The sequence below is a fragment of the Flavobacterium sp. 2755 genome (assembly GCF_031455715.1).
GTDB lineage: Bacteria > Bacteroidota > Bacteroidia > Flavobacteriales > Flavobacteriaceae > Flavobacterium.
In genome coordinates this window covers 46,852-68,338 of record NZ_JAVDTG010000010.1, presented here as the reverse complement: position 1 = coordinate 68,338, position 21,487 = coordinate 46,852, and the positions used below count along the sequence as shown (strand labels likewise).

The following is a 21,487-nucleotide window of genomic DNA, read 5'->3' as shown; positions in this document are numbered from 1 at the left end:
AAATAAGTATGAATATCAATCTGAAAATTCCATTTCTTTCTGTCTTTTTAAGCTTAACCATTTTAGGCTGTTCTGATAAAAAAACAAAACATATTCCAGAAAATCCTTATTTGAAGCAATTAACCGAAAAGCAAATTGGAGATACCAATTACTATATTTCTATCCCAAAAAATTATACTATTAAGGAAAACAGAGGGCCTGACTTTTCTGTTTATTATTTCTATCCTACAGACACGACAGCTACAGCGGCTTTTTCAGGCGGTTTCTATTTTGGCAATCATCCAAGTCAGTTTGAATCAGCTAGTGATAGCTGTAAAACAGAAAAAATGCAGCATAAGATTCTAAACAAAAATGCAGATTGGACAGTCTATAACTGCAAAGGCAAATATTCTATTCAGTCAATTGTTGAAAGCGGAAGCAATGAAGGCTGGAACCAATATATTCACGCTTTTGCCAGTGCAAATTCTGCCGCAGACTTAAAAAAAGTATTTCTGATTTTGGAAACAATGAAACAGAAAGAACCAAGCAAACAACCGAAATAATGTATCAAAACAAAAAAAGTCAGAAACTTTTGAGACGTTTGTAATTCCTAAATTACTGACCTTTAACTTCTTCAAAATAACTAAAAAAGTTTTCTTGAAATCCTTTGTTCATTTCAAAAATTAATCACATTTTTGCACCCGCATTAGAAAAACAGGTCCGTTCGTCTATCGGTTAGGACGCCAGGTTTTCATCCTGGTAAGGGGGGTTCGATTCCCCCACGGACTACTTATAAAAATAAAAAAGCTTCAGAGAAATCTGGAGCTTTTTTGTTTTAATCTTCCTTATTCAAATCTAAAGTTAGCTTTAGTATTTTTCTATATAAGTAAAAGGGATGAGTTTTTTTTAAGACTTATTCCTTTTAATATCTAGGTGCTTTTCAAAAATAACATGAGAATTAATTAATTTCCTAACTCTAATTGATTCTTAACTAAATTAAAGTAATCAGCCTTATTATAAACCAATTTAGAATGATTTCCTTGTTCTACGATTTCGCCATTTTTTAATACTATAATATTATCTGCGTTTTTTACGGTACTTAAACGATGTGCAATAATAACGACCGTTTTTCCTTTAAAAAATTCCTGCAAATTGTCATGTATAATTTTTTCGTTTTCGGCATCAAGTGCAGATGTTGCCTCGTCAAAAAAGATATAATGCGGGTTTTTATAAACTGCTCTTGCAATGAGGATTCGCTGTTTTTGCCCGCCTGAAATTCCATTACCTGATGCTCCAATTTTAGTATTGTATTTTAATGGTAAAGCTTCAATAAATTCTTTAATATTGGCAGTTTTTACGGCATTTTGTAGTTTTTCTTTATCTATCTTTTCATCACCTGTAGCAATATTTCTTTCTATGGTATCAGAAAATATAAAACCATCTTGCATAACTACACCGCAGTTTTGGCGGAGGCTTTTTGCTGAAATGTTGTTTATATTTTCATCATTAAAAAACAATTCACCATGCGTTGGTTCATAAAACTTCAGCAGTAATTTCATTAATGTAGTTTTTCCACTACCGCTTGCCCCAACAATCGCAGTTATTTTGCCTTTTGGAATTCGGAAGTTAATATTTTTTAAAACATATGGTGCTTTTGGTCCGTCATATTGAAAAGTTACATTGTTGAATTGTATTTCTGCTTTATCTGTATTTATTTTAGATAATATAAGTGATGTATCATTTGCGTTTTCTTCAGCTGGATGATTCTGCACTTCATTAAGCCTTTCTAAACTCAGTCTCGCATCTTGCATTGAACGAAAGAAGTTTACTAACTGGTTTACAGGCGAATTCATTTGCCCAACAATATAAGAAACACTCAAAAGTTCCCCTAGTGTCATCTTACCTTTTATTACAAAAGTAGCTGCGAGAAATGTTACCAATATATTTTTTATTTGGTTCAAAAACTCAAAACCAGAAAGTTGAAATTGGTCTACTTTCAGGATTCTGATGTTAATTTTGAAGAGTTTCTGTTGGATATTTTCCCATTCTTTACGTTTGAAATCTTCGAATTGGTTAAGCTTCATTTCGGTTACCCCATTGATGATTTCATAAATAGATTCTTTATTTTGGGAGCGCTGTTGGAAACGAAAATAATCAAGAATCTTACGTTTATGCAGCCAATAAAAAGACCAGCTTATAGACAGGAATGTTAATGCCAAATAAACGACCAAAATCTTAAAATCATAATACCAAAGCACACCAAAGAAGACCGAAAAGCTAATGATTGAGAAGAATGTAAGCAGACTTTGCGAGGTCAAAAATTCCTCTATTCTTTCATTATCTTGAATTCTTTGATTGAAATCGCCCATCATTTTGGTGTCAAAAAACTTGATAGGGAGCTGCAATAACTTTTTTAGAAATTCGGAAATAATGGTTATACTTATTTTTGTACCTACATAAAGCATCAGCTGGTTTCGGATAATTTCAATACTTATTGTTCCTAGATAAACACCTAATTGAGCCAACAGAATAATTGAAACAACACTCATGTTCTTGAGATTTACACCTTTGTCAATGAGGTTTTGGGTTAAAAACGGAAAAATTAAAGTAAGCAAACTCCCCAAAAACAACAATCCAAACATGATTCCGATTTGTTTTTTGAAAGGTATCAGGTAGCTAAGAATAAATTTTAGATTTAGTTTTTCCTCTTTAGGTGGTGTTTGCTTATAAAACTCCTCATTTGGGCTCAAGAAAAGTGCCACGCCTTTGTTGTCATCTGAAAGCCACGATTTTTTGAATTCTTCTTGGCTCAAAGAAATTAAGCCATGTCCTGGGTCGGCGATTTTGAATTTATATTTACCAGTAAAGTATGATTTTTTATGATCATATAATACAACAAAATGATTTTGGTTCCAATGTAATATACAAGGGAGCGTACCTTCCTTATCTAAAGTTTCTATATCTATTTTACTCGAGTAGGTTTCTAAATTTATTTTATTCGCAACTAATGAAATACCTAAAAGACTCACTCCTTCCTTAGATAAATATGCGTTATCCCTAAGATACTGCAATGTATATTTTTTACCGTATATAGAAGAAATCATTGCCACACATGCGGGACCACAATCCATCTGATCATGTTGCGGAATGAACCTCATCGTAATTATTTGATTTTGTTAAATATTTCTCTTGTGTCAATTTCATTCTATAATATTTTTCTAAGATCCCGTACATCACTAATTCGTGGGTTCTAGGACTTGATTTAACAAGCCTATTTATATGCATATGGATAAAGCTATTTATTAGTTTTTGAGCTTTTTTAGTTTGTAATTGACTCATTTCTTCAAAAATATCTTTAATCGAATTATCAATGAGCATAACGTAGCTATTATAATTACCAGACTTTGTCTCCAAAATTTCTTTTATAATTGGCAGATAAGTTCTATATTTTGTATCTATTTGTTTCCTTACACTTTTACCAACTTCAAACTCTTGTTGAAAAGAATTATACAAAGATTCCATCGTTTTGTGTTTCATCTCAGGCGAAAATTTAAAAAAATCAAGGTAGCCATCAATACATCTAAGTGACAACATCCAAAGTGCATTTTCCTCTTTTCTTTCTTTGGTGAGTTCGATCAATTTAATGATTAAATCACTATCGCGACAAAAAAAAGTTTCTGCCAAATCGATAAGCTCCCATCCGTATCTTTCTAATTCTCTATCATAGGTTGCTAATTCAATTTTCCAAACTAGATGATTTTCAACATAGGTTTTTAAATAACTATTAAACAACTCCATTATTTTCTGGACACTTCCTTCCATCTTTTCGTTAAAAGCAAATCTAATTCTTAAATGAAAATCTGTATCTCGATATCTTATGAAAAACCATTTTTTTATGAGACCTTGCTCTTTTAATATCTCTACCAATGGAGCTAAAGTTTCAACTAGTACTTTGTTTGCTGTTTTTACACCAGTATATATTTTATAGTACAACCAATCCTCTGCTGGAATAAATTTGCTTCTAATATTTTTCGCTGTTTCATTTTTTAAAACTAAACTGTTTTCTACATAATTATTATTAACAAATGGGACTATTATTTCATTATCCGAAAAATCTTTAGTCAAGTCGTACAAACATTCCGTAAGAACTAGTTCTTTTTTCTTTTTGAGATCTTCAAAAACAAATTGCAGAAGTATTGCATTATCTGTGTCTATTAATAATTTATTATCTCCCACGGATAAATAAACAAGCTTCGGTATATCATGCTCTTTCTTAAATGCTGTAAATTTCCGAATATCTATAATGTTCTCTTTTTCGTTATAGCAAAATCTTAGGTCATCATAATTTATTCTCCAAGAAGCGGCTGACAAGACGATGTTCTTTCCGTAGATGACACGAGGAGAATAGTTAAACGCATGGCTATTTAATCTCCCAAAATTTAATGATAGTCCTCCCAAAATATCTTGATATTGTAAGTCACACAGAAACTGATAAATTGGCAATGAGTTATAATGAAAATTGTGCGCCGTGGTATTGTATATTTTTATTTGTTTATTTAAAGATTTACTTTTTAAAATAATTTTACCTCTCCTTATGCTTAAAAAAATATCTTCAATTGATATACTATGGGCCTCCTTTGAAGATTTTGTTAAATAAGGCAATTCATATTGTCTGTCAATTTTTCTTAACAATATATTACCATGTCTATCATTCGGAACATGCAGCAATTCTACATAAATTATATCTTCATTTGCTTCCTCAAAATCAGCACTTTGTCTAATCATTTTCTCAAGTTTCGAATCTGCACTTGAAAAGCGGGTTATCAAATTTAAACTACTAGATCCTCCAATAGAATCGATAATGATTTTATCATCTGTTTTATTGAACATCACCGAAAAAGTCTTCGATAATTTATCACTGTTATCTTTAAAAGCAGACAAATCAACATTTTTTAAATCAATTTCTTTCAAATTGCTTTTTAAAGCTTTATTAAAATGATTATTCCAAAAGCGATGAATTTTATTGTCAAATTTTATGTCTTCTAGTCTATTTTCTTTATATTCCCATTCTATGTCATCAATTAAATCGGAGAAATCATTATTTTCATTATTTGATTGAATATAACCTATCCCTACTTCGTTATCCAAAGCAACTCCCAAAAGAATTTCTCTGTCCTCATATCTTTTATAAAAAGCTTCTTTAAATCTTACTAAATTTGAATTTTTATTCGATGGTTCTTCTGAAAAATGACTGAGAACTTCTATAGCTTTTTTGACATTCTTAAGATCCTTTGAATTTAAAGACTGATTGTTCAAATTGTTTCTTAAGTTAACATTTAGAATGAATTTTTTATCATAACTAATGTTGGTTTGATCCACTAGAGCATAAATTTCACTATATTTTTCAAAATCATTACCGATGGTTTCATCTAGTTCATTTAGTTTTGTTTTAAGCTTTTTGAGAACAGAAAATAACGTATTCAAATAGTCATCTCTTTCTATAGCGATTGCATGTTCTTCAAAAAAAGTCAAGATTTGCTCTAATGGAGAAGTTTCATTTAGGGAGATGTCTAAATTACTTTTTAAGATTTGAGAATCGATTAAGCCATTTATATATTCTGTAACTTGGCTATAAGTAACTTCTTCGACATTTTCAACCAAGAGATTCGACAATTCATGAATTGTTCGAGGAGTTTCGCAATATGGAAAAATCAAAGCTAATACTTCATCCGATTCTAAAGATGTAAGTACATGCTCCCTTTTGTTATTTTTAAATAGTACTTCAACATATCTATAACTATCTCCTATTTTATAAATAGAATTGTTTATAGAATATCTAAGTATTTCCCTAGCGGAAATATTATTGTTGATATTACGAATAAGATTATAAAGAAAAGCCAAATCAAAAGTTGTAAATCTTTCTAATCTATCCTCGCTTGTTCTAAGTTCACTATCTGATGCAGTTTCGTCTCCAATTTTAAAATCGGAATAACTGGAAAATAAACCAAAAGGAGTACTTCTAGTTGTTATACGTATATAATACTTTAGGATAGAAAAATTAATTTTTAAAACTTTACTTTTTTCCGAGTTATTACTTATAATTAATTTTTCCCATTCGTGATACAATTCTGAAGAGGCCAGCAGCAAAGCTTCTTTAAAAATAACATCTTTCCATAATTCGTTTATAAATGCATCTAATTTTTTTGTATCACTCGGAATCAAGCCATAATCTTTAAAAGAATATAGCGGCCTTCTTATCAATGCATTTTCTAAGTTACAAATAGGATTCATAAATTATACAGTTGCTTCGACTGATAGATTAAATCTTTCACCGATTAATTGAATGTTTTTGATTTTTTCTTCGTTCTTAGAGGATAAATCATAAATTATAAATTCATCTATCCCAAAGTCATTTTGGTATTTTTCTAGACGTTCCTGTAACAAATCTAATGTAGTTGGTATGATATAAAATGGTTCTTTTGCTTCTTTGAGCACGTATTCCATTGATACATTATACTGGTTTTCTGCCTCTTCCAAAGTATCTTTTAATATTATTGCCAAAGAAATTGCTACTTCTGGATAATAGTTATGTTGTTTGTAAAAACTTTCCTTCAGCAACATTATTTCCTCTTTTTTAATGTTTAAATTATTAATATCCTGTCCGAAATTATGGAAAATAGAAACGCAATAATTCAACCTAAGATCTATAGCTTCCTGAAAATTACTGAAAGAGGTTGACAAATACCATAGATCGGGTCTTAATCCACCATAGGGAGGTATTAAAATGGACTTGGTTTTTAGATTCTCTTCTTCATTATCTAAAAGATCAATAATAGTGTTTAAATTTTGTTTAAAAAACGAAATACTATTTCCGAGTTTCAGTTCTTTATTTAACATTTGATTTATAGCTGAACTGTCTGGAAAACCTTTGGAAAGTCCTAAACTTATTCGTCCATAAAATAAATTATTAAGAAATTTATAATTAGTAACCACAGTATAAGGCGAATGTACACTTACACAAGTACCAGCTGAGCCAATCTTTATTCTTTCGGTCATCCCTGCAATTAATGAGATTAATATGTCGGGAGTAGTATAAGGGTGGTTCTTTATATGGTAGTAATGATGTTCTGCCAGCCAAAATTTTGAAAATCCAAGTCTTTCTGCCTCTACTGCATATTCAATTATTTCTTCTATGGCATTTACTGCATTAATTTCCCTATATCCTAAATCTATTACACCTAATTTAATTGGATTCATATCTCTAAATTAAAAAGTTTAAATATTTTTTTTTGTTAATTTTATTATTTATAACCATTAATGTGCCTAACTTACCATATAATAAAGATAGATCTGAAGCTATAAAATCGTCATTATCATCTGTGCTCATATATACTAAGGTTCTATTAATCCAATAGTTATAACTCTCCTCGTAATATTCTCTAGGACCAAATAATGATAATTCTTTATACAATTGTGCCACCCCTGAACTACCATGGCAAAAATGATGGTTCTCTATTCCTGTAGTCCTAAATGTTTTTCTTTTGGTGGTTTCCTTTCCGATGATTTGTGACAACCATACGTTCTCAGGATTCTTAAGCAATATCCCCGTTCTTTGCAGTATATAAGAAAAAGACAAATCACTATTACACCAACAAAGTCTATTGTTTTGATGTCTGACTAATGCATTTTCTTTGAAGAAAATTTTATAAGGTTTAAATATATGTTTGTCCTCTACTTTATAGTTATAGTCTAAATTTGAGCTGATGTTTTTCAGACAACTATTGATAATAAATAAAGCTTTGCTGTTATTTTCATAAATCCTTAATAGTGTTTGAATAAGGGCTAGATGACCGTGGTTTAATCCAAAATTCATTCCTTCGACATAAGAATCGTCCATTTCTGTATAAAACAAAAAATGATCGTTTTTGCATTTCTCAAACAATAACTCTATTATGTTATCAATTTTTTGTAACTCGTTTACGGTTATTAAATAGAAAAGAATACCGATAGGTCCATTGAAATAGCCAAAATTATTTTCGGAAAGCATTTTTAATGCTTTCTCATAAACTATCTCGCTTATAACATCAATTTGTTGCTTAAAATTCTCATCTAAAATTCCAAATTCCATAAGAATAGACAACACATATCCTAACCCGGTAATCCCATGCGATAGTGTAGCATTAGAATATAAACTGTTTTCTGTTTGAGTATCACAGTTTTCAAATATGGATTCTAGTAATTCAGCTATTTTATCAACATAAACTGTATCATTTGTAGTTTCGTAAATTGATAGTAAATATATTATTACACCCAGTTTTCCTTTTAACAAATCATCTGGGATAGAATTGAAATCAAAAGCTAGTATCTTTTTGTTATAGGATTCAATTAAATCTATTGCTTTTTCTTCGGTTTCATTTATTTTATAAATCATAATTTAAAAAGCTTAAATAGTCATTGTCTATCTTTATTTCCTGTGCCATCAATGCCATACCTATTCCAGCTATTCCTTGCGAAAATCCTAGTTGTGCATAATCGTAAATCCCATTGAAATAAGTGTTGTATCCTGCAGAATCAGTTGAGTCAGTCTCATTACCGAATTCTAAAATCTTATTATACCAATAATCTCTAGCGCATAAAATTTTATCACTCTGTGTTAAATCATATAGTAAATTAAAGACTATATACAATCCCGAGGCTCCATAAACTAAATTAGCATCTCTTATATATTCCCTGTCTTCATCTCTAAAATAAGCCGCATTTTCGAGTATTAATAAAGCTTCTTTACAATAATTTTTATTTTTTAAAATCTGGCCTGCTTTATAGAGAGTATATCCAATACCAATATCTCCATAAGAAAGGTTGTGATATTGATAACTATCATTTTCAAAGGCGTTTACAGGAAACCAATTGACCCCAGATTTATTATTCTGTGATAAGAGAAAAGCAATACTTGAGTTCAAGAGTAATTCACAACGTTCTGTTTCTATTCCAGCTTTAAATAAATGAAGCAAAAAAGACACTACTCCTGCCACACCATGTCCTAATCCTAATTCTACATATGGGTTTTTCGGATTTCTAAAGTAAAACTTCCAATATCTGAGATCCCCTTCAAATAAAGATAAGTTCTCTATACGATCAAGAATTTTATGAAGTAGGTGATTTCTATTGTTGTTTTCTCTTTTAACAAAATAATAGCCCACTTTCAAAAGACCAGCTGTATAACCTAAATCTCCTTCATCTATTTTTTTTAACAAGTTGGCTTCAATAACATCATCTAAATCATCCAAATAATCTAAAATATCATCACTTAATATTCCCTTCTTATAGAGAAACATTAGATACAAGCCAATTTCTATGATTTCAATTTGAGGATTTGGACTTTTATAATTTTCGTCTAGTTTAGACATCGACTGTTCCAAGTAATAGACTGCAGTTTGAAGAGATTTTTCTTTTGCTGAGTATAAATATTCGTAATAATAAAACAATGAAAAACCAAGTATCCCATCAGAATAACCAATGTAATTAATTAAATCCTCACTCTTTGCTATACTTTTTTGAATTTCATCTATTTTGATAAGAGATTCAGTAATATATTGATTTTTAACCATTTTTTTATAATTAACAAAATTAAATTTTACAAAAAACACATTAAAAAAATAGGTCGTAACTGTTGAAAACTATCAATTTTACAATTCTAATAATTCAACAAAAAATATTGCCAGAATCATAAACCTTTTTAAAAAGATATTTTAGGTAGTTGCAAAAAACACTGGCTAGTTTTCTAGTTTAAAAAAGCAGACTAATTACTTTATTTTACTATAAAACTATGATTAGTGCACACTTAAGTTTGTATTGTAAAGAGGTAATTGTAAAAAGAAAGCAGTCGAAAAAACCTTCGACTGCTTCTAAATTAAATCAGTCTATTATTTTTTGTTGCAAGAATGATCATCACAAGAAACTGCAGCTGGAGCTTGTCCACCTTTTATATCTTTCATTTGATTTTCTTGTAATTTTGAAACTGCATCTTTGTTAATTTGTAACCCCTTTTTTAATTGAATTTTTTTCATAATTTTAATATTAATTGTTTAAAATAATAGAATACCTTTTATTGTCGTAAACCCCTTCTTGGACATCGCCTGCGCAAGCATTATTTAGAACAAACTAAATACATAACAGTAGCTTTCTGTCATGACTCGAGAATGTTTAAATTTTTTTTTAATTTTCAACCCTAGATCGTTCTTCTTCATTTCCAAAACGTCTTTCTTGAACTTTCAGCTGTTTATTCCCAAATTTATATTTTAGTGATAATCGAACCATTTGGCTGTCGTAATAATTACGGAATTCTTGTTTTATACCATTGCTGTACTTGGTATAAGTAGCGATTTCTGTTTTAAAAATATCTTCTCCAGTAAGTGTTAACTGAAGTTTTTTGCTGAGCAACATATATTTTAGTGATAGTGACAATGATTGTGAAGCTGTGCTATGCGCCAAACTAACTACTCCTGGAAAACTATACCAATAATTTAAACTAAATAAAAAGGATTTGTCTGAATTTAGTATAAAATCATTGTTGGTCGTAAAATAAGACTGATATCCTTTTTGTTGCGCGATCGTTACTGCTGAAGTCGAATTAGCAATCGAATATCCAAAATAAAAAGAGTTTGTACTTGTCCACCATTTCAATTTATCAAAAACATAACTTTCAGATATACCATATTCTTTGGCATTTATAAAGTTTAATACATAATAATGTATAATATTAGTAGAGGCTTCAACTATTCCTAATTGCTTAAAACCATCAATTGTATTGGAGAAAGTCAATTTGCTCTCCAGTTTTTTGTACCCATAGCTAAACTCTAAGTTATCAGAAAAAGAAGGGCTCAAAAAAGGGTTACCCTCTACATAAACATATTCATTTTCACGTATTATAAACGGGTTCAATTGTTCATAATTTGGTCTAGCTATGCGTCGGCTATAGTTTAATGACAAGATCTTATCTTCGTTAGCTTTATAACTAATATAAGCTGTTGGAAAGAGTTTTATATAATTATTTTTGTTGGTTTGGTTATTATTTATAGAATATCCCTTGGTTTGAGTGGCTTCTGCCCGTAATCCTATTTGTGCAGACCATTTTGAACTTATTTCTTTGTTTGCAGAAAAATAAAGAGCTTCTGTATTTTCGGTATAATCAAAAGCATTTGATTGGTTAGGGTCTAAAATTGGAGTTCCTGTTTCATTATAATAAAAAGAAGCATTATTTTTTGTTTTCGACTGCGAAATTTTTCCTCCGAAATTCATTACAGCCCATTTCTTTGGTAAATCAAAATCTATCTTACCCGAAAAATTGGCAATATTATTAGTATTTGAGCTTATCCCTGCAAAATAAGTATCAGGCACAATTATAGATTGATTATCCAAATGATTTCCTCTATAATTACTTTCGTCTGTTGCCTTGTAATCGAAATAATCTAAATCAACTGCTATTTTTGTACCAATAGTATCTAATTTAAAAATGTTGTGCCAATTTAGCGAGTTTAACCTCGGACCAGTTGTGGAAAATCCATTATTCTTAATATAAGAATCTATCTGTTGGCTCTCATTATTGATAATCGTAGCCAATCCATCAGTGTTTATATTCATTTTATAAAAACTTCCAAGATATTGGACCCCTGTTGACCATTTTGGGGCAATTTCGTAGTCAATTGCTGCATTGAGGCTTGAAAACTTATCGTTGACTTTCCTTGGATTATTGTTCGCCCACAATTCTTTCTCGTAGTAGGTTTTGTTATTATCGACATTCAAAGTATGTGCATCTCCAATATTAATGGAACTTTGAAGCGATAATTTGTTTTTGTTGTAATTAAAATTGCCTAACAAATTTTTTGAAAAATAAACTCTTTGAGTAAAACTGGTGCCAAGAGCACCATTCCAAGAATCCTTCTTAGCTTTCTTCAATTTTATATTTATCAACCCACTATTGCCCTCTGCACTATATTTTGCAGGTGGTGTAGTAATCACTTCAATACTTTTAATATTTTCAGACGAGATGGTTTTTAGAAAATTTACTAAATCATCACCAGAGAGTTGTATCAATCTGTCATCAACCATTAATGCCATGCCATTCTTGCCAATCATGCTGATGACATCATTTTGTACCCTAACGCCAGGGGTGATTTTTAGCGCATCAATGGCATCACCACCATTAGCCGAGATGGTATTTTCTACATTAAATACTAATCGATCAACTTTTCTTTCTATTATTTGTTTTTTACCCTGAACGATAATATTAGCTAACATTTCTGTCTTCTGACTAATTTTTATGACTCCCAAATCGAGTTCGTGTGTTATCTTTATTTCTGAATTATATAATTTTTTTCCAAATTGTTTTATTTGTAAAAGATAGTCCCCTTTTGCTATTGTAATTATAAATTCACCTTTAGAATTAGTTAACTCACTTTTATGAGCGATTGAATCTTTATTTAACAATAAAACTTCGGCTAAATCGATAGGGTTGTTTTCATGATTGACAATTTTACCTGATACTTTAATTTGTGAAAAAGAAACTGAACTATAAATAAGCATTAAGACAATAATATATTTTTTCATTAAAATAAATAGTTGATTTTTCTGAAGCCAAAACTAGAATAGTAATACAAGTCTAACAAACTATTACTATCGGGATTCCTGAATTCAGACATAGATTTTCATGAATCTCGACATTCAAAACCACGTAAACAGCTAAACATCAGTTATTTATTTTTTATAAGAAAAATCAATTATTTTGATTTAAAAGTTACTGCATTTACTGTATTTTTGTGAAAATCCAATTTCAATGACCCACTTAAAATGGAATAAAATTCTTTTTTTATTCCTGACATCTTTTACCTTATTAGGGCAATCACAAAAAAAAGATCTGACAAAATTATCTTATGATGCATTACATGATCTATATTTTAATAATGAAGGGAATCCTAAAAAGCAGATAACATATACAAATGCATATATGACAAAGGCTATAAGGGAGAATAGTAATATTAGAAAAGCAAAAGCTAACTATCAAATTGCTCTTTTATATTATAAAAAAGATATCAATAAGGCCATTATGTATTTGGATAGTGTTATTAAATATTCTCAAAACACAGGTGATAAATTCTTTCCGGTAGCAGCTTATTGTGAAAAAGCTGATTTTCTTAAAATGCAGTATAAGTTTAAAGAGGCTATGATTAATTATAATCAGGCCGAAAAAATAGCGCTGAAAACTAATACTGATTATTATTATGTAGTAAGAGAATATATTGGTATAACGAAGTCTGAAGATTTAGGAGATTATAATGAAGCTTTAGATATTTTTAAAGAATGTTATCACTATTATAAAACTGTAGATGTAAGGAATTCCAAATATTCCAAAAGATACCAAGGTATTATTTTTGGATTAGCAGATTGTTATAAATCTTTACAAAATACCGATTCAACTACATACTATAATAAACTAGGGTATAGAGAATCTCAAATAACCAAGAATGAAGAATACAAATATCTTTTTACCTTAAACGAGGGAGCAAACCAAGTATTAAAAAAGAATTATAAAGAAGCATTAGACAGTATTAATAAAGCATTGCCAAAGATGATAGAATACAATAATGTGGGTAATGTATTGGCAGCTTATTTTTATTTAGGAAAGACATATGAAGGGTTAGGGAAAAAGACAATCGCTGCAAAAAACTTTATCAAGGTTGATTCTATGTATAAAGTAACGAAAGAAATAAGTACCGAATTTATAGATGGCTACCCGTATTTAATTACATATTATAAAAATTTAGGAAATAAGGAAAAACAATTAAAGTACATAACTGCCTATATGGCTATAGATAGTATTTTGCAGAAAAATTATAAGGAATTAAATAAACTGGTACAAAAAGAATACGATACTCCTCATTTAATTTCAGAAAAAGAAAGTCTTATTGAGTTTCTTAATAATGAACAAACAAAGTTTTATTGGGGATTAGGGTTTTTATTTATAGCTATTGTTGCTATTTCAGGTTTTGGATTGCATCAATACCAACTTAAAAAAAAGTATCGAATACGGTTTAATAAAATAATTAACCAATCATTAGAAGTTAAAGAAAATCAAACAGAAAATAATGACACACAAATTACTAATAATATTGTAAAAACTGAAGATATTGGTATTGGTGAGGAATTAATAAACCATATTTTAGAAAAACTCAAAGTTTTTGAAAAAAACAAAGGATATCTAGAATCTAATATTACTATACAAACATTATCAACCACATTTGAAACGAATAGTAAATATGTATCCAAAATTGTAAATGTATTTAAAGGAAAAACATTTATTCAATATATAAATGATTTAAGAATAGAGTACGCTATCGTACAATTAAAAGAAAACAATAAACTTCGAAAATATACCATTCAAGCACTAGCTTTAGAATTTGGTTTTAACAACGCTGAATCATTTTCAGCTGCTTTTTCTAAAAAAACAGGCATCAAACCGACTTATTTTATTAAAGAATTGGACATGAACAAACAAGCTTAAATATCTAATTAACAAAAACTTAAACATTTGACCAACTCGAAATTCCTGAATTTCGAGAAGCAAAATAAACTATTTTATTATTTATAAATAAGGTCACTATACTTTTGCGGCTATAGTAATACATGAAATTTATAGAAATGAAATCAAAAAAAGTAAACAAAACAATTAACAAATTTAGTTTAGAAAAATTTGAAGTAGCAAAATTGAAAAATTTGCGTATAATAAAAGGAGGAGATGCTCCTGACGATCCAATTGATGGAACTGGTAATAAAGGTGGAAATTCATCCGGGGATTGTAGGTAAATTAAAATATCAAGTATTAAAAATTATCATTTAAAGCAGATGAAGCCATTTTACAATGTAATCTTATTTCTTTTATTTCTAATCAGTTGTAAACCAACAAAAGATTCAAGCGTTTCGTATGTCAAGTTAAATCCAAAAACTGAACTTAAATCATCAGAATTACAAACGTGGTATCAAAAAGATTATGTAGAAGATACTATTCCAGGGATTTCATTGGACAAATGGTATGCTTTAAATAAAAAAAAAACTAAAAGTAATACTATCATTGTTGCAGTAATAGACACTCAAATTGACCTGAAACATGAAGATTTACAAGGACAAATCTGGACAAACGATAAAGAAATCCCAAACAATGGCATTGATGATGACCATAATGGCTATATAGATGATATAAATGGCTGGAGTTTTACGGGAACTAAAAGCGGCGGTTATGTTGTGTGGAGTAATTATGAATACGTACGCATTGTAAGAGATTGGGCACCATTATTTAAAGATAAAGCAGAACCTCAAATAACTACTCAAGATCAATACAAGTATAAAGAATATCAAAGAGCTTTAAAAAAACTGGAAGAAAAGAACAAGTATTACAAAAATTGGTTTAAATCTTTAAATTATAAAGCTGTACTTCTTCCAATAACAAAAGACACCTTAAAATACTTTTTTCCTAAAGAAGATTATACATTCAAACAGTTGGATAGTATGTATAAAAAGTATAAGATAAATGATAAAACTTTTAAGCAAAGACGCGATGATAATGATCGGGATTTAGGAGCCTTAATTAGCTGTATGATGTCTAGTATGGAGATGAACCAAAATCTGAAAGACATTCAAGATATGCAGACCCAATTAGATTCAGTTATAAATAAAAACCTTAATATAGATTATAATGAGCGTTTATTGATAGGCGACAATCCTGCTATTTTAGAAAAAGGTTATGGCAATAATAATGTAAGTAATAATAAAGCAGGACATAGGCCTTTTCAGGATCATTGCACAAAGATGGCTGGAGTTATTAGTGCAAATAGAAAAAATAATATAGGTATAAAAGGAATTATACAAGATGTAAAAATCATGCCTTTGAGTATTTCTCCATCTGGAGATGAACATGATAAGGATATAGCTATGGCAATAAAGTACGCAGTAGATAATGGCGCCAAAATAATTAACATGTCTTTTTATAAAGAATTCTCTTTACATAAAGAATGGATATTTGAGGCCATAAAATATGCCGAAGAGAATAATGTATTATTAGTTCATATCTCAGGAAATGATAGTTCTAATATTGATAAAAATCCATCTTATCCAAATGATAATGATTTTGAAAATTTTAAAGAAGTGAGTTCGAATTTTATCAATGTAGGATCTGTTACTCATAAATTGAATAGTCACTTTGTGTCTGATTTTTCTAATTATGGCAAACAAAATGTCGATTTGTTTGCACCAGGAGAAGAAATATATTCCACAAGTGCAGGCAATGCTTATAAATTTGATTCAGGAACTTCAATGGCAGCGCCAATGGTTTGCGGAACAGCAGCATTAATCTGGCAATATTATCCTAAACTAAAAGCTTCACAGGTAAAACAAATCATTCTAGATTCAGGAACATCATATAATCTCGAAGTAATTGTACCCGGAACAAAAGATACAAAAGTTCCATTTTCAGAATTATCAAAATCTGGCAAAGTTTTAAACGTTTATAATGCAATGAAACTTGCCGAAAAAGTTAGTAAAAACAAATAATGCCTCATTATAAAATCACGTCTTTTTCAGAATATGTGCTTAGAACTCCTTTGTTTCCATTAGCTTCTTATCTGGGCTTAATTGAAAAATATTCTTCTGAAAAAGCAAAAGAATTCTATAAAAATGAAGTAGTAAAAGAAGCCATTAATTTAGCTTCTCCTGAATTGCGAAGAGAACTAGACAAATGGGCTCAGGAAACTTCTTCAATATCTAACGAAAAAAAACAAGCTTTAGAACTTACTTTTTTAAAATATACAGCGAGAATGTCTTCTCGCTGTACTCCTTTTGGTTTATTTGCAGGATGTTCTGTCGGAAAACTCGATTTTGAAACCAATATCACAATAGAATCCCTCCATAAACATAAGCGATTCACTCAATTTGATATGCAATATTGGGTTGCAATGCTTCAAAATATTGCGAAGAGAAAAGAAATTGCACTTCATTTAAAATATTTCCCTAACTCTTCCATTTATGAAATAGGCGATTTTTACCGTTTTATTGAATATAAATATGTTAACACAAAACGGGAACATAACATTTCTGCATTACGCAAATCTGAATTGTTAGAGCAAATAATACTACAGGCAAAATCAGGGATAACTATAAATGAAATGGTTTCCTTTTTAGCGGCTAATGATTCAGAAAAAAAACAAGCCGAAGCATTTGTTTTTCAACTAATAGATTTTCAGTTTCTGATTAGTGAATTAGATGCGGTTGTAACAGGAAACAATGAATGGAAAAGAGTAATTGACATCTTCACAGCAATTCCTTCTTTTAGTAAGGAAACTAAATTATTTGAGAACCTACAAAAGAAACTTGCCAGTTTAGACAACACTTTATCACCGCCAGAAGAACTTTATGCAGTAATTAAAGAAACAATTGCGGAAATAGGAACGGATTATGAAGAAAAACATCTTTTTCAAACCGATTTAAATATAGCTGCTTTAAGAAATAACTTAGATAAAAAAGTTTCACAAAAAGTGTTAGGTGCAATTCAGTTTCTAAACGGTATTCAGAAACATAAGAAAATTGAAGCTCTTGAAAATTTTAGAAAAGCTTTTACTAAAAGATACGAATCTAAAGAAATGCCTTTAAGCACGGTATTAGATACTGAAACCGGAATTGGTTATTTACAAAATCATGAAATGAATGACAGTCACGAAATACTGGAAAACTTTTTATTTAAATCTAAGAAGACAGACCAAAAAAATCAGGTTTGGAATTCGATTGATTTAATTCTACAGAAAAAACTCCATGATTGTGTTTTTAAAGGAGAAAAAAGTATTGTATTATCCGAAAAAGATTTTCCTGATTTTGATTTGAACTTAAAAGATACTCCTGCAACTTTTTCGGTAATTATAGAATTTTTTAATAATGAGCAAATTGCTTTAACTTCAACCTGGAGTGCAAGCGCCGCAAAATTATTAGGTCGTTTTTGCAATGGTAATAACGAAATTTACAACCTTACAAAGGAGATTATTAAAAAAGAAAACGAATTTCATCAGGAAAAGATTCTGGCAGAAATTGTACATATTCCTGAGTCAAGAACTGGAAATATCTTAAAAAGACCGGTTCTTCGAAAACATGAAATTAGTTATCTGTGCAAACCGGGCGTATCTCAAGAAGATAATTTGGATTTAGAAGATTTATACGTATCTGTTAAATCAAATAGAATTATTTTACGCTCCAAAAAATACAATAAGGAAATAGTGCCCTGTTTGTCAAATGCGCATAATTTTTCTTCAAGCATTTCTCTGCCCATTTATAATTTTCTCTGCCATCTTCAATTAGAAGATATTAAACCTGTTTATTCTTTTAATTGGGGGATTCTTGAATCACATTATGATTTTTTTCCAAGAGTTACTTACAAAGAGATTATACTTTCAAAAGCAAAATGGAGAGTTAAAAAAAACGAACTCATTCTATTTTATACGATCAACAAAAATGATTTAGCAAATGAATTTTTAAAATGGAGATTAAAACGAAATATTCCACGATTTGCAAATTGGGTTAATTCTGACAACACATTATTGTTTGATTTTGAATCACCAATTTGTATTGAACTTTTTCTAAAAGCAATTAAACAAAAAGAAGATTTTTTTCTTGAAGAATTTCTTTTTACAGAAAAATCAGTTGTAGAAAACAGCGGTGGAGATCATTTTTCTAACCAGATTATACTATCGTATTACAAAGAAAAAAAGTAAAAAATGCAAAGAGATTTTTGTCTTGGCAGTGAATGGCTGTATTATAAAATTTATACAGGCGTGAAAACATCTGATTATATTTTATTAGAAAAATTAAAGCCTGTTATTTCAAGTTTACAACGTAAAAAGATTATTCAGAAATGGTTCTTTATTCGGTACAAAGATACAGACGAACATCTTCGTATTCGCTTTTTGGTAAGCAACACAAAACACCTGGCTACAGTAATTCAATCTTTTTATTCTATTTTTAATGAGTTATTAGAACAAAATTTAGTTTGGAACATACAAACAGATACTTACAAAAGAGAAATAGAAAGATATGGTAAAAACACGATGTTAGATTCAGAATTCCTTTTTTGGGAAGATAGTAAGATGATATTACGCTACATCAAACTTAAATCTCAATTTGTCAAACAAGACATACAATTGTTATTTAGTTTTTATTCCATTGATTCTTTTCTAAATTCATTTAGATTATCTGATAAAGAAAAATTATCACTGATGAATGATTTACAAGCTTCTTTCAAAATAGAATTTGACACAGATAAAGAACAAAAAAGAGAAATGTCTAAAAGTTATCAATTATTATTTCCTCAAATAAATGATTTTTTATCTACTACATCAAATGATAATTTTGAAGAAATTGCAAAAATTATAAATAAAAAATCTAAAAATGTTACTGAGAAAGCTTTAGAAATTAGAACTAAAATCGAAATTCCATTAGAATCTTTTTTAGCAAGTCATATTCATATGATGATCAACAGGCAATACACTTCTAAACAAAGAATGTTTGAACTTATTATTTATGATCATCTGTTTAGATTTTACAAAGTAAAAAATTATCAAAAACAAAATATTATTCTCTCATAAAAAATAGAACTTAACTATTTACATTTCTAATTTTTCATACATAAACTTTTTAGTTGCATTCTTTAAAACTAACAATTTTAATCTTTTTCTCTTCTAAATTTTTGAATGTTTTTTCTTTCAACCCCTTACTTTTACTAAGAAATAAAACAAAGCCTCAAAACCACCACAACTAATTAAAAATCAATATCTTAAATAAATAAAAAAAAGGGGAAAATTCCCCTTTTTTGGTACCCTTACATTTTTCTAATTTAGACAAATCTTATCAGCCTTGTTTTCATTACAAGTTTAAAGCACAATTAGAAGCCCCATTCTATTTACAATCTGCGCCTGAATCTAATTCCTTTTCAGTACAATTTCATTTAGTATTTATAATAAATTTTATCAAAAGATGATTTTTGAAGTAATACAAATAATTGCAGAACAAGTAAACAACTATCTCGAGGAAATTGGGCTGGACAAATCTGTTGTTCCTGAAAATATTGCTTTTTTAGAATCACAAAATGATGATATAGCCGATGCGTTAAAAAATGCTGTAGCACTTACACTAATCAATTTAGATGAAGAAGCTACTTTAAAAAACTTCCCAAATCATACTATTGAAAATGCTAAAACAATTTACAAAAACAGTATTGTCAATTTAAACCTGTACATACTTTTTAGCGCCAATAGGGACAAATACATCAATTCACTAAAGGATATTTCAAAAATTATAGAGTTTTTTCAAGGGAAAAGACTTTTTACCCAAGCCAATACGATTTATAACCGAAACAATATTGCCATGAGCAATGTAGACAACTTTAGATTTACGGTTGAACTCTACACTCCCACTTTTGAAGAGTTAAATTATATCTGGGGTACATTGGGCGGCAAGCAGCTCCCATCAGCTTTATACAAAGTGAGCATGATACAAATTGAACGCAATATTGCACAAGCAGAAGGACAACTTATCAGCAAAGTTAAAGGTGTAACCAAAACAAAAGAGCAGTCATGAGTTTTTCTATTACATATGGATTGTTATTTGAAGTAACGTTTCTTCATAATTATTTCCTGAATAATGGCGAAGAAATCTTTACAAGTATGACAGGGGATGATAAAACAAAAATGCTGCAGCATTTTAATACCGATGCATTTACAACTATAACTCCAACTTTAGAAACCTACAACGAACTCAAAAACTACAAAATGGTATTCAAAAAAACCAAAACAGGTTTTAGAGTATATATTAAAGTTAAGGAAGCTAACGAATTGGACCCATCTATAAAAGTCCCTGCCGATTTGAACTTAAAATTTTTAATCAAAATCAATGATTATCAATTTGAAAATTACACTAATCTGGACTTTGCCCTTAATCAAGTCTTCTTATTTAGCAACACCAAGCCCTTAACTGAACCAGTTTCATTTGAATATCTTCCTAAAATAAATGACAACAAATTAATTTCAAATGATTATTTAGTATCTGAGGAAACCACTGCCATTTTAATTTCGGCATTACAGCCGCCGGAAAAACAAGATGTCTTTGGGATTATTTCTCTAAATCTTCAAGGTGATAATAGTTCAGGAAATATTGTGGATATCGCGGGCGAAATAATAAGCCCAAATTTTAAAATCCATTTTGACAATCGAAAGACACTTTGGAAATATATCAATCGAAAAGCAGGAACCGAAATTGAAACCAATACTCCAAAACCACTAACACGCTCTGGTTTTGTTGAAATTGATCCTCTTAACGATTTTACGCCTTCACAACTGGCAGATACCCAATACCCAAACCCATCTGTAAAATCAATAACAAAAATCAGTAGTGACTACTATTCTGAAATATTTATTTAAATAAT

15 protein-coding genes and 1 tRNA gene are annotated in these 21,487 nt (G+C 29.6%); 9 read left to right on the top strand and 7 right to left on the bottom strand.

Features of this window, described 5'->3' with window-relative positions:
- The first annotated feature begins 8 nt into the window (after positions 1–8).
- Together J2Y38_RS20220 and J2Y38_RS20215 are read left to right on the top strand one after the other, a co-directional pair.
- Positions 9–542 carry a hypothetical protein gene (locus tag J2Y38_RS20220; protein WP_309846144.1) on the top strand — a complete coding sequence of 178 codons (534 nt, stop codon included), beginning with the start codon at positions 9–11 and terminating at the stop codon, positions 540–542.
- Positions 543–696: 154 nt separating this feature from the next.
- A tRNA-Glu gene (locus J2Y38_RS20215) sits at positions 697–768 on the top strand.
- Positions 769–941: 173 nt separating this feature from the next.
- Here J2Y38_RS20215 and J2Y38_RS20210 read toward each other — a convergent pair.
- The 7 genes from J2Y38_RS20210 to J2Y38_RS20180 form a co-directional block, all read right to left on the bottom strand.
- The gene (locus tag J2Y38_RS20210; RefSeq protein ID WP_309846142.1) at positions 942–3,137 is read right to left on the bottom strand and encodes a peptidase domain-containing ABC transporter; all 2,196 of its coding nucleotides are present in this window, start codon (positions 3,135–3,137) and stop codon (positions 942–944) included.
- A complete protein-coding gene (locus J2Y38_RS20205; RefSeq protein ID WP_309846139.1) occupies positions 3,115–6,270 on the bottom strand; it encodes a lantibiotic dehydratase in 3,156 nt (1,051 codons plus the stop codon). Before J2Y38_RS20205 ends, J2Y38_RS20210 begins: the two co-directional genes overlap by 23 nt.
- A gap of 3 nt (positions 6,271–6,273) precedes the next feature.
- A complete protein-coding gene (locus J2Y38_RS20200; protein ID WP_309846136.1) occupies positions 6,274–7,236 on the bottom strand; it encodes an LLM class flavin-dependent oxidoreductase in 963 nt (320 codons plus the stop codon).
- A 4-nt stretch (positions 7,237–7,240) separates the two neighbouring features.
- Positions 7,241–8,410: a lanthionine synthetase LanC family protein gene (locus tag J2Y38_RS20195; protein WP_309846134.1), complete on the bottom strand. Its 1,170-nt coding sequence runs from the start codon at positions 8,408–8,410 to the stop codon at positions 7,241–7,243.
- Positions 8,400–9,587, bottom strand: coding sequence for a lanthionine synthetase LanC family protein (locus J2Y38_RS20190; protein ID WP_309846131.1), 1,188 nt, complete (start codon positions 9,585–9,587; stop codon positions 8,400–8,402). The genes J2Y38_RS20195 and J2Y38_RS20190 overlap by 11 nt, the downstream gene beginning before the upstream one ends.
- A 315-nt stretch (positions 9,588–9,902) precedes the next feature.
- Positions 9,903–10,046 carry a class I lanthipeptide gene (locus J2Y38_RS20185; protein WP_165593038.1) on the bottom strand — a complete coding sequence of 48 codons (144 nt, stop codon included), beginning with the start codon at positions 10,044–10,046 and terminating at the stop codon, positions 9,903–9,905.
- Between the two features lie 148 nt (positions 10,047–10,194).
- On the bottom strand, positions 10,195–12,585 hold the full coding sequence (locus J2Y38_RS20180) for a TonB-dependent receptor (protein WP_309846126.1): 2,391 nt from the start codon (positions 12,583–12,585) through the stop codon (positions 10,195–10,197).
- A gap of 226 nt (positions 12,586–12,811) precedes the next feature.
- On the opposite strand from J2Y38_RS20180, the gene J2Y38_RS20175 reads away from it, so the two are divergent.
- The 7 genes from J2Y38_RS20175 to J2Y38_RS20145 all read left to right on the top strand — a co-directional run bounded on the left by J2Y38_RS20175 (position 12,812) and on the right by J2Y38_RS20145 (position 21,482).
- Complete coding sequence (locus tag J2Y38_RS20175; RefSeq protein WP_309846123.1) at positions 12,812–14,536, top strand: AraC family transcriptional regulator; 1,725 nt, start codon at positions 12,812–12,814, stop codon at positions 14,534–14,536.
- A gap of 137 nt (positions 14,537–14,673) precedes the next feature.
- Entirely contained in the window at positions 14,674–14,838 is a 165-nt protein-coding gene (locus tag J2Y38_RS20170; protein ID WP_309846121.1) for a hypothetical protein, read from the top strand.
- Between the two features lie 39 nt (positions 14,839–14,877).
- Positions 14,878–16,578 (top strand): S8 family peptidase, encoded by a 1,701-nt coding sequence (locus J2Y38_RS20165; RefSeq protein WP_309846118.1) that lies wholly within the window; start codon positions 14,878–14,880, stop codon positions 16,576–16,578.
- The gene (locus J2Y38_RS20160; RefSeq protein ID WP_309846117.1) at positions 16,578–18,782 is read left to right on the top strand and encodes a lantibiotic dehydratase family protein; all 2,205 of its coding nucleotides are present in this window, start codon (positions 16,578–16,580) and stop codon (positions 18,780–18,782) included. Before J2Y38_RS20165 ends, J2Y38_RS20160 begins: the two co-directional genes overlap by 1 nt.
- A gap of 3 nt (positions 18,783–18,785) precedes the next feature.
- Positions 18,786–19,652: a thiopeptide-type bacteriocin biosynthesis protein gene (locus tag J2Y38_RS20155; RefSeq protein ID WP_309846115.1), complete on the top strand. Its 867-nt coding sequence runs from the start codon at positions 18,786–18,788 to the stop codon at positions 19,650–19,652.
- 388 nt (positions 19,653–20,040) lie between these two features.
- Positions 20,041–20,643, top strand: coding sequence for a DUF4255 domain-containing protein (locus J2Y38_RS20150; protein WP_073488715.1), 603 nt, complete (start codon positions 20,041–20,043; stop codon positions 20,641–20,643).
- Complete coding sequence (locus J2Y38_RS20145) at positions 20,640–21,482, top strand: hypothetical protein (RefSeq protein ID WP_309846113.1); 843 nt, start codon at positions 20,640–20,642, stop codon at positions 21,480–21,482. The genes J2Y38_RS20150 and J2Y38_RS20145 overlap by 4 nt, the downstream gene beginning before the upstream one ends.
- Positions 21,483–21,487 lie beyond the last annotated feature (5 nt).

What these genes read in the sequence shown, in the direction of transcription:
- J2Y38_RS20220 (WP_309846144.1), top strand. Translation starts at nt 9, where the DNA reads ATGAATATCAATCTGAAAATTCCATTTCTTTCTGTCTTTTTAAGCTTA.
- J2Y38_RS20210 (WP_309846142.1), bottom strand. Translation starts at nt 3,137, where the DNA reads ATGAGGTTCATTCCGCAACATGATCAGATGGATTGTGGTCCCGCATGT.
- J2Y38_RS20205 (WP_309846139.1), bottom strand. Translation starts at nt 6,270, where the DNA reads ATGAATCCTATTTGTAACTTAGAAAATGCATTGATAAGAAGGCCGCTA.
- J2Y38_RS20200 (WP_309846136.1), bottom strand. Translation starts at nt 7,236, where the DNA reads ATGAATCCAATTAAATTAGGTGTAATAGATTTAGGATATAGGGAAATT.
- J2Y38_RS20195 (WP_309846134.1), bottom strand. Translation starts at nt 8,410, where the DNA reads ATGATTTATAAAATAAATGAAACCGAAGAAAAAGCAATAGATTTAATT.
- J2Y38_RS20190 (WP_309846131.1), bottom strand. Translation starts at nt 9,587, where the DNA reads ATGGTTAAAAATCAATATATTACTGAATCTCTTATCAAAATAGATGAA.
- J2Y38_RS20185 (WP_165593038.1), bottom strand. Translation starts at nt 10,046, where the DNA reads ATGAAAAAAATTCAATTAAAAAAGGGGTTACAAATTAACAAAGATGCA.
- J2Y38_RS20180 (WP_309846126.1), bottom strand. Translation starts at nt 12,585, where the DNA reads ATGAAAAAATATATTATTGTCTTAATGCTTATTTATAGTTCAGTTTCT.
- J2Y38_RS20175 (WP_309846123.1), top strand. Translation starts at nt 12,812, where the DNA reads ATGACCCACTTAAAATGGAATAAAATTCTTTTTTTATTCCTGACATCT.
- J2Y38_RS20170 (WP_309846121.1), top strand. Translation starts at nt 14,674, where the DNA reads ATGAAATCAAAAAAAGTAAACAAAACAATTAACAAATTTAGTTTAGAA.
- J2Y38_RS20165 (WP_309846118.1), top strand. Translation starts at nt 14,878, where the DNA reads ATGAAGCCATTTTACAATGTAATCTTATTTCTTTTATTTCTAATCAGT.
- J2Y38_RS20160 (WP_309846117.1), top strand. Translation starts at nt 16,578, where the DNA reads ATGCCTCATTATAAAATCACGTCTTTTTCAGAATATGTGCTTAGAACT.
- J2Y38_RS20155 (WP_309846115.1), top strand. Translation starts at nt 18,786, where the DNA reads ATGCAAAGAGATTTTTGTCTTGGCAGTGAATGGCTGTATTATAAAATT.
- J2Y38_RS20150 (WP_073488715.1), top strand. Translation starts at nt 20,041, where the DNA reads ATGATTTTTGAAGTAATACAAATAATTGCAGAACAAGTAAACAACTAT.
- J2Y38_RS20145 (WP_309846113.1), top strand. Translation starts at nt 20,640, where the DNA reads ATGAGTTTTTCTATTACATATGGATTGTTATTTGAAGTAACGTTTCTT.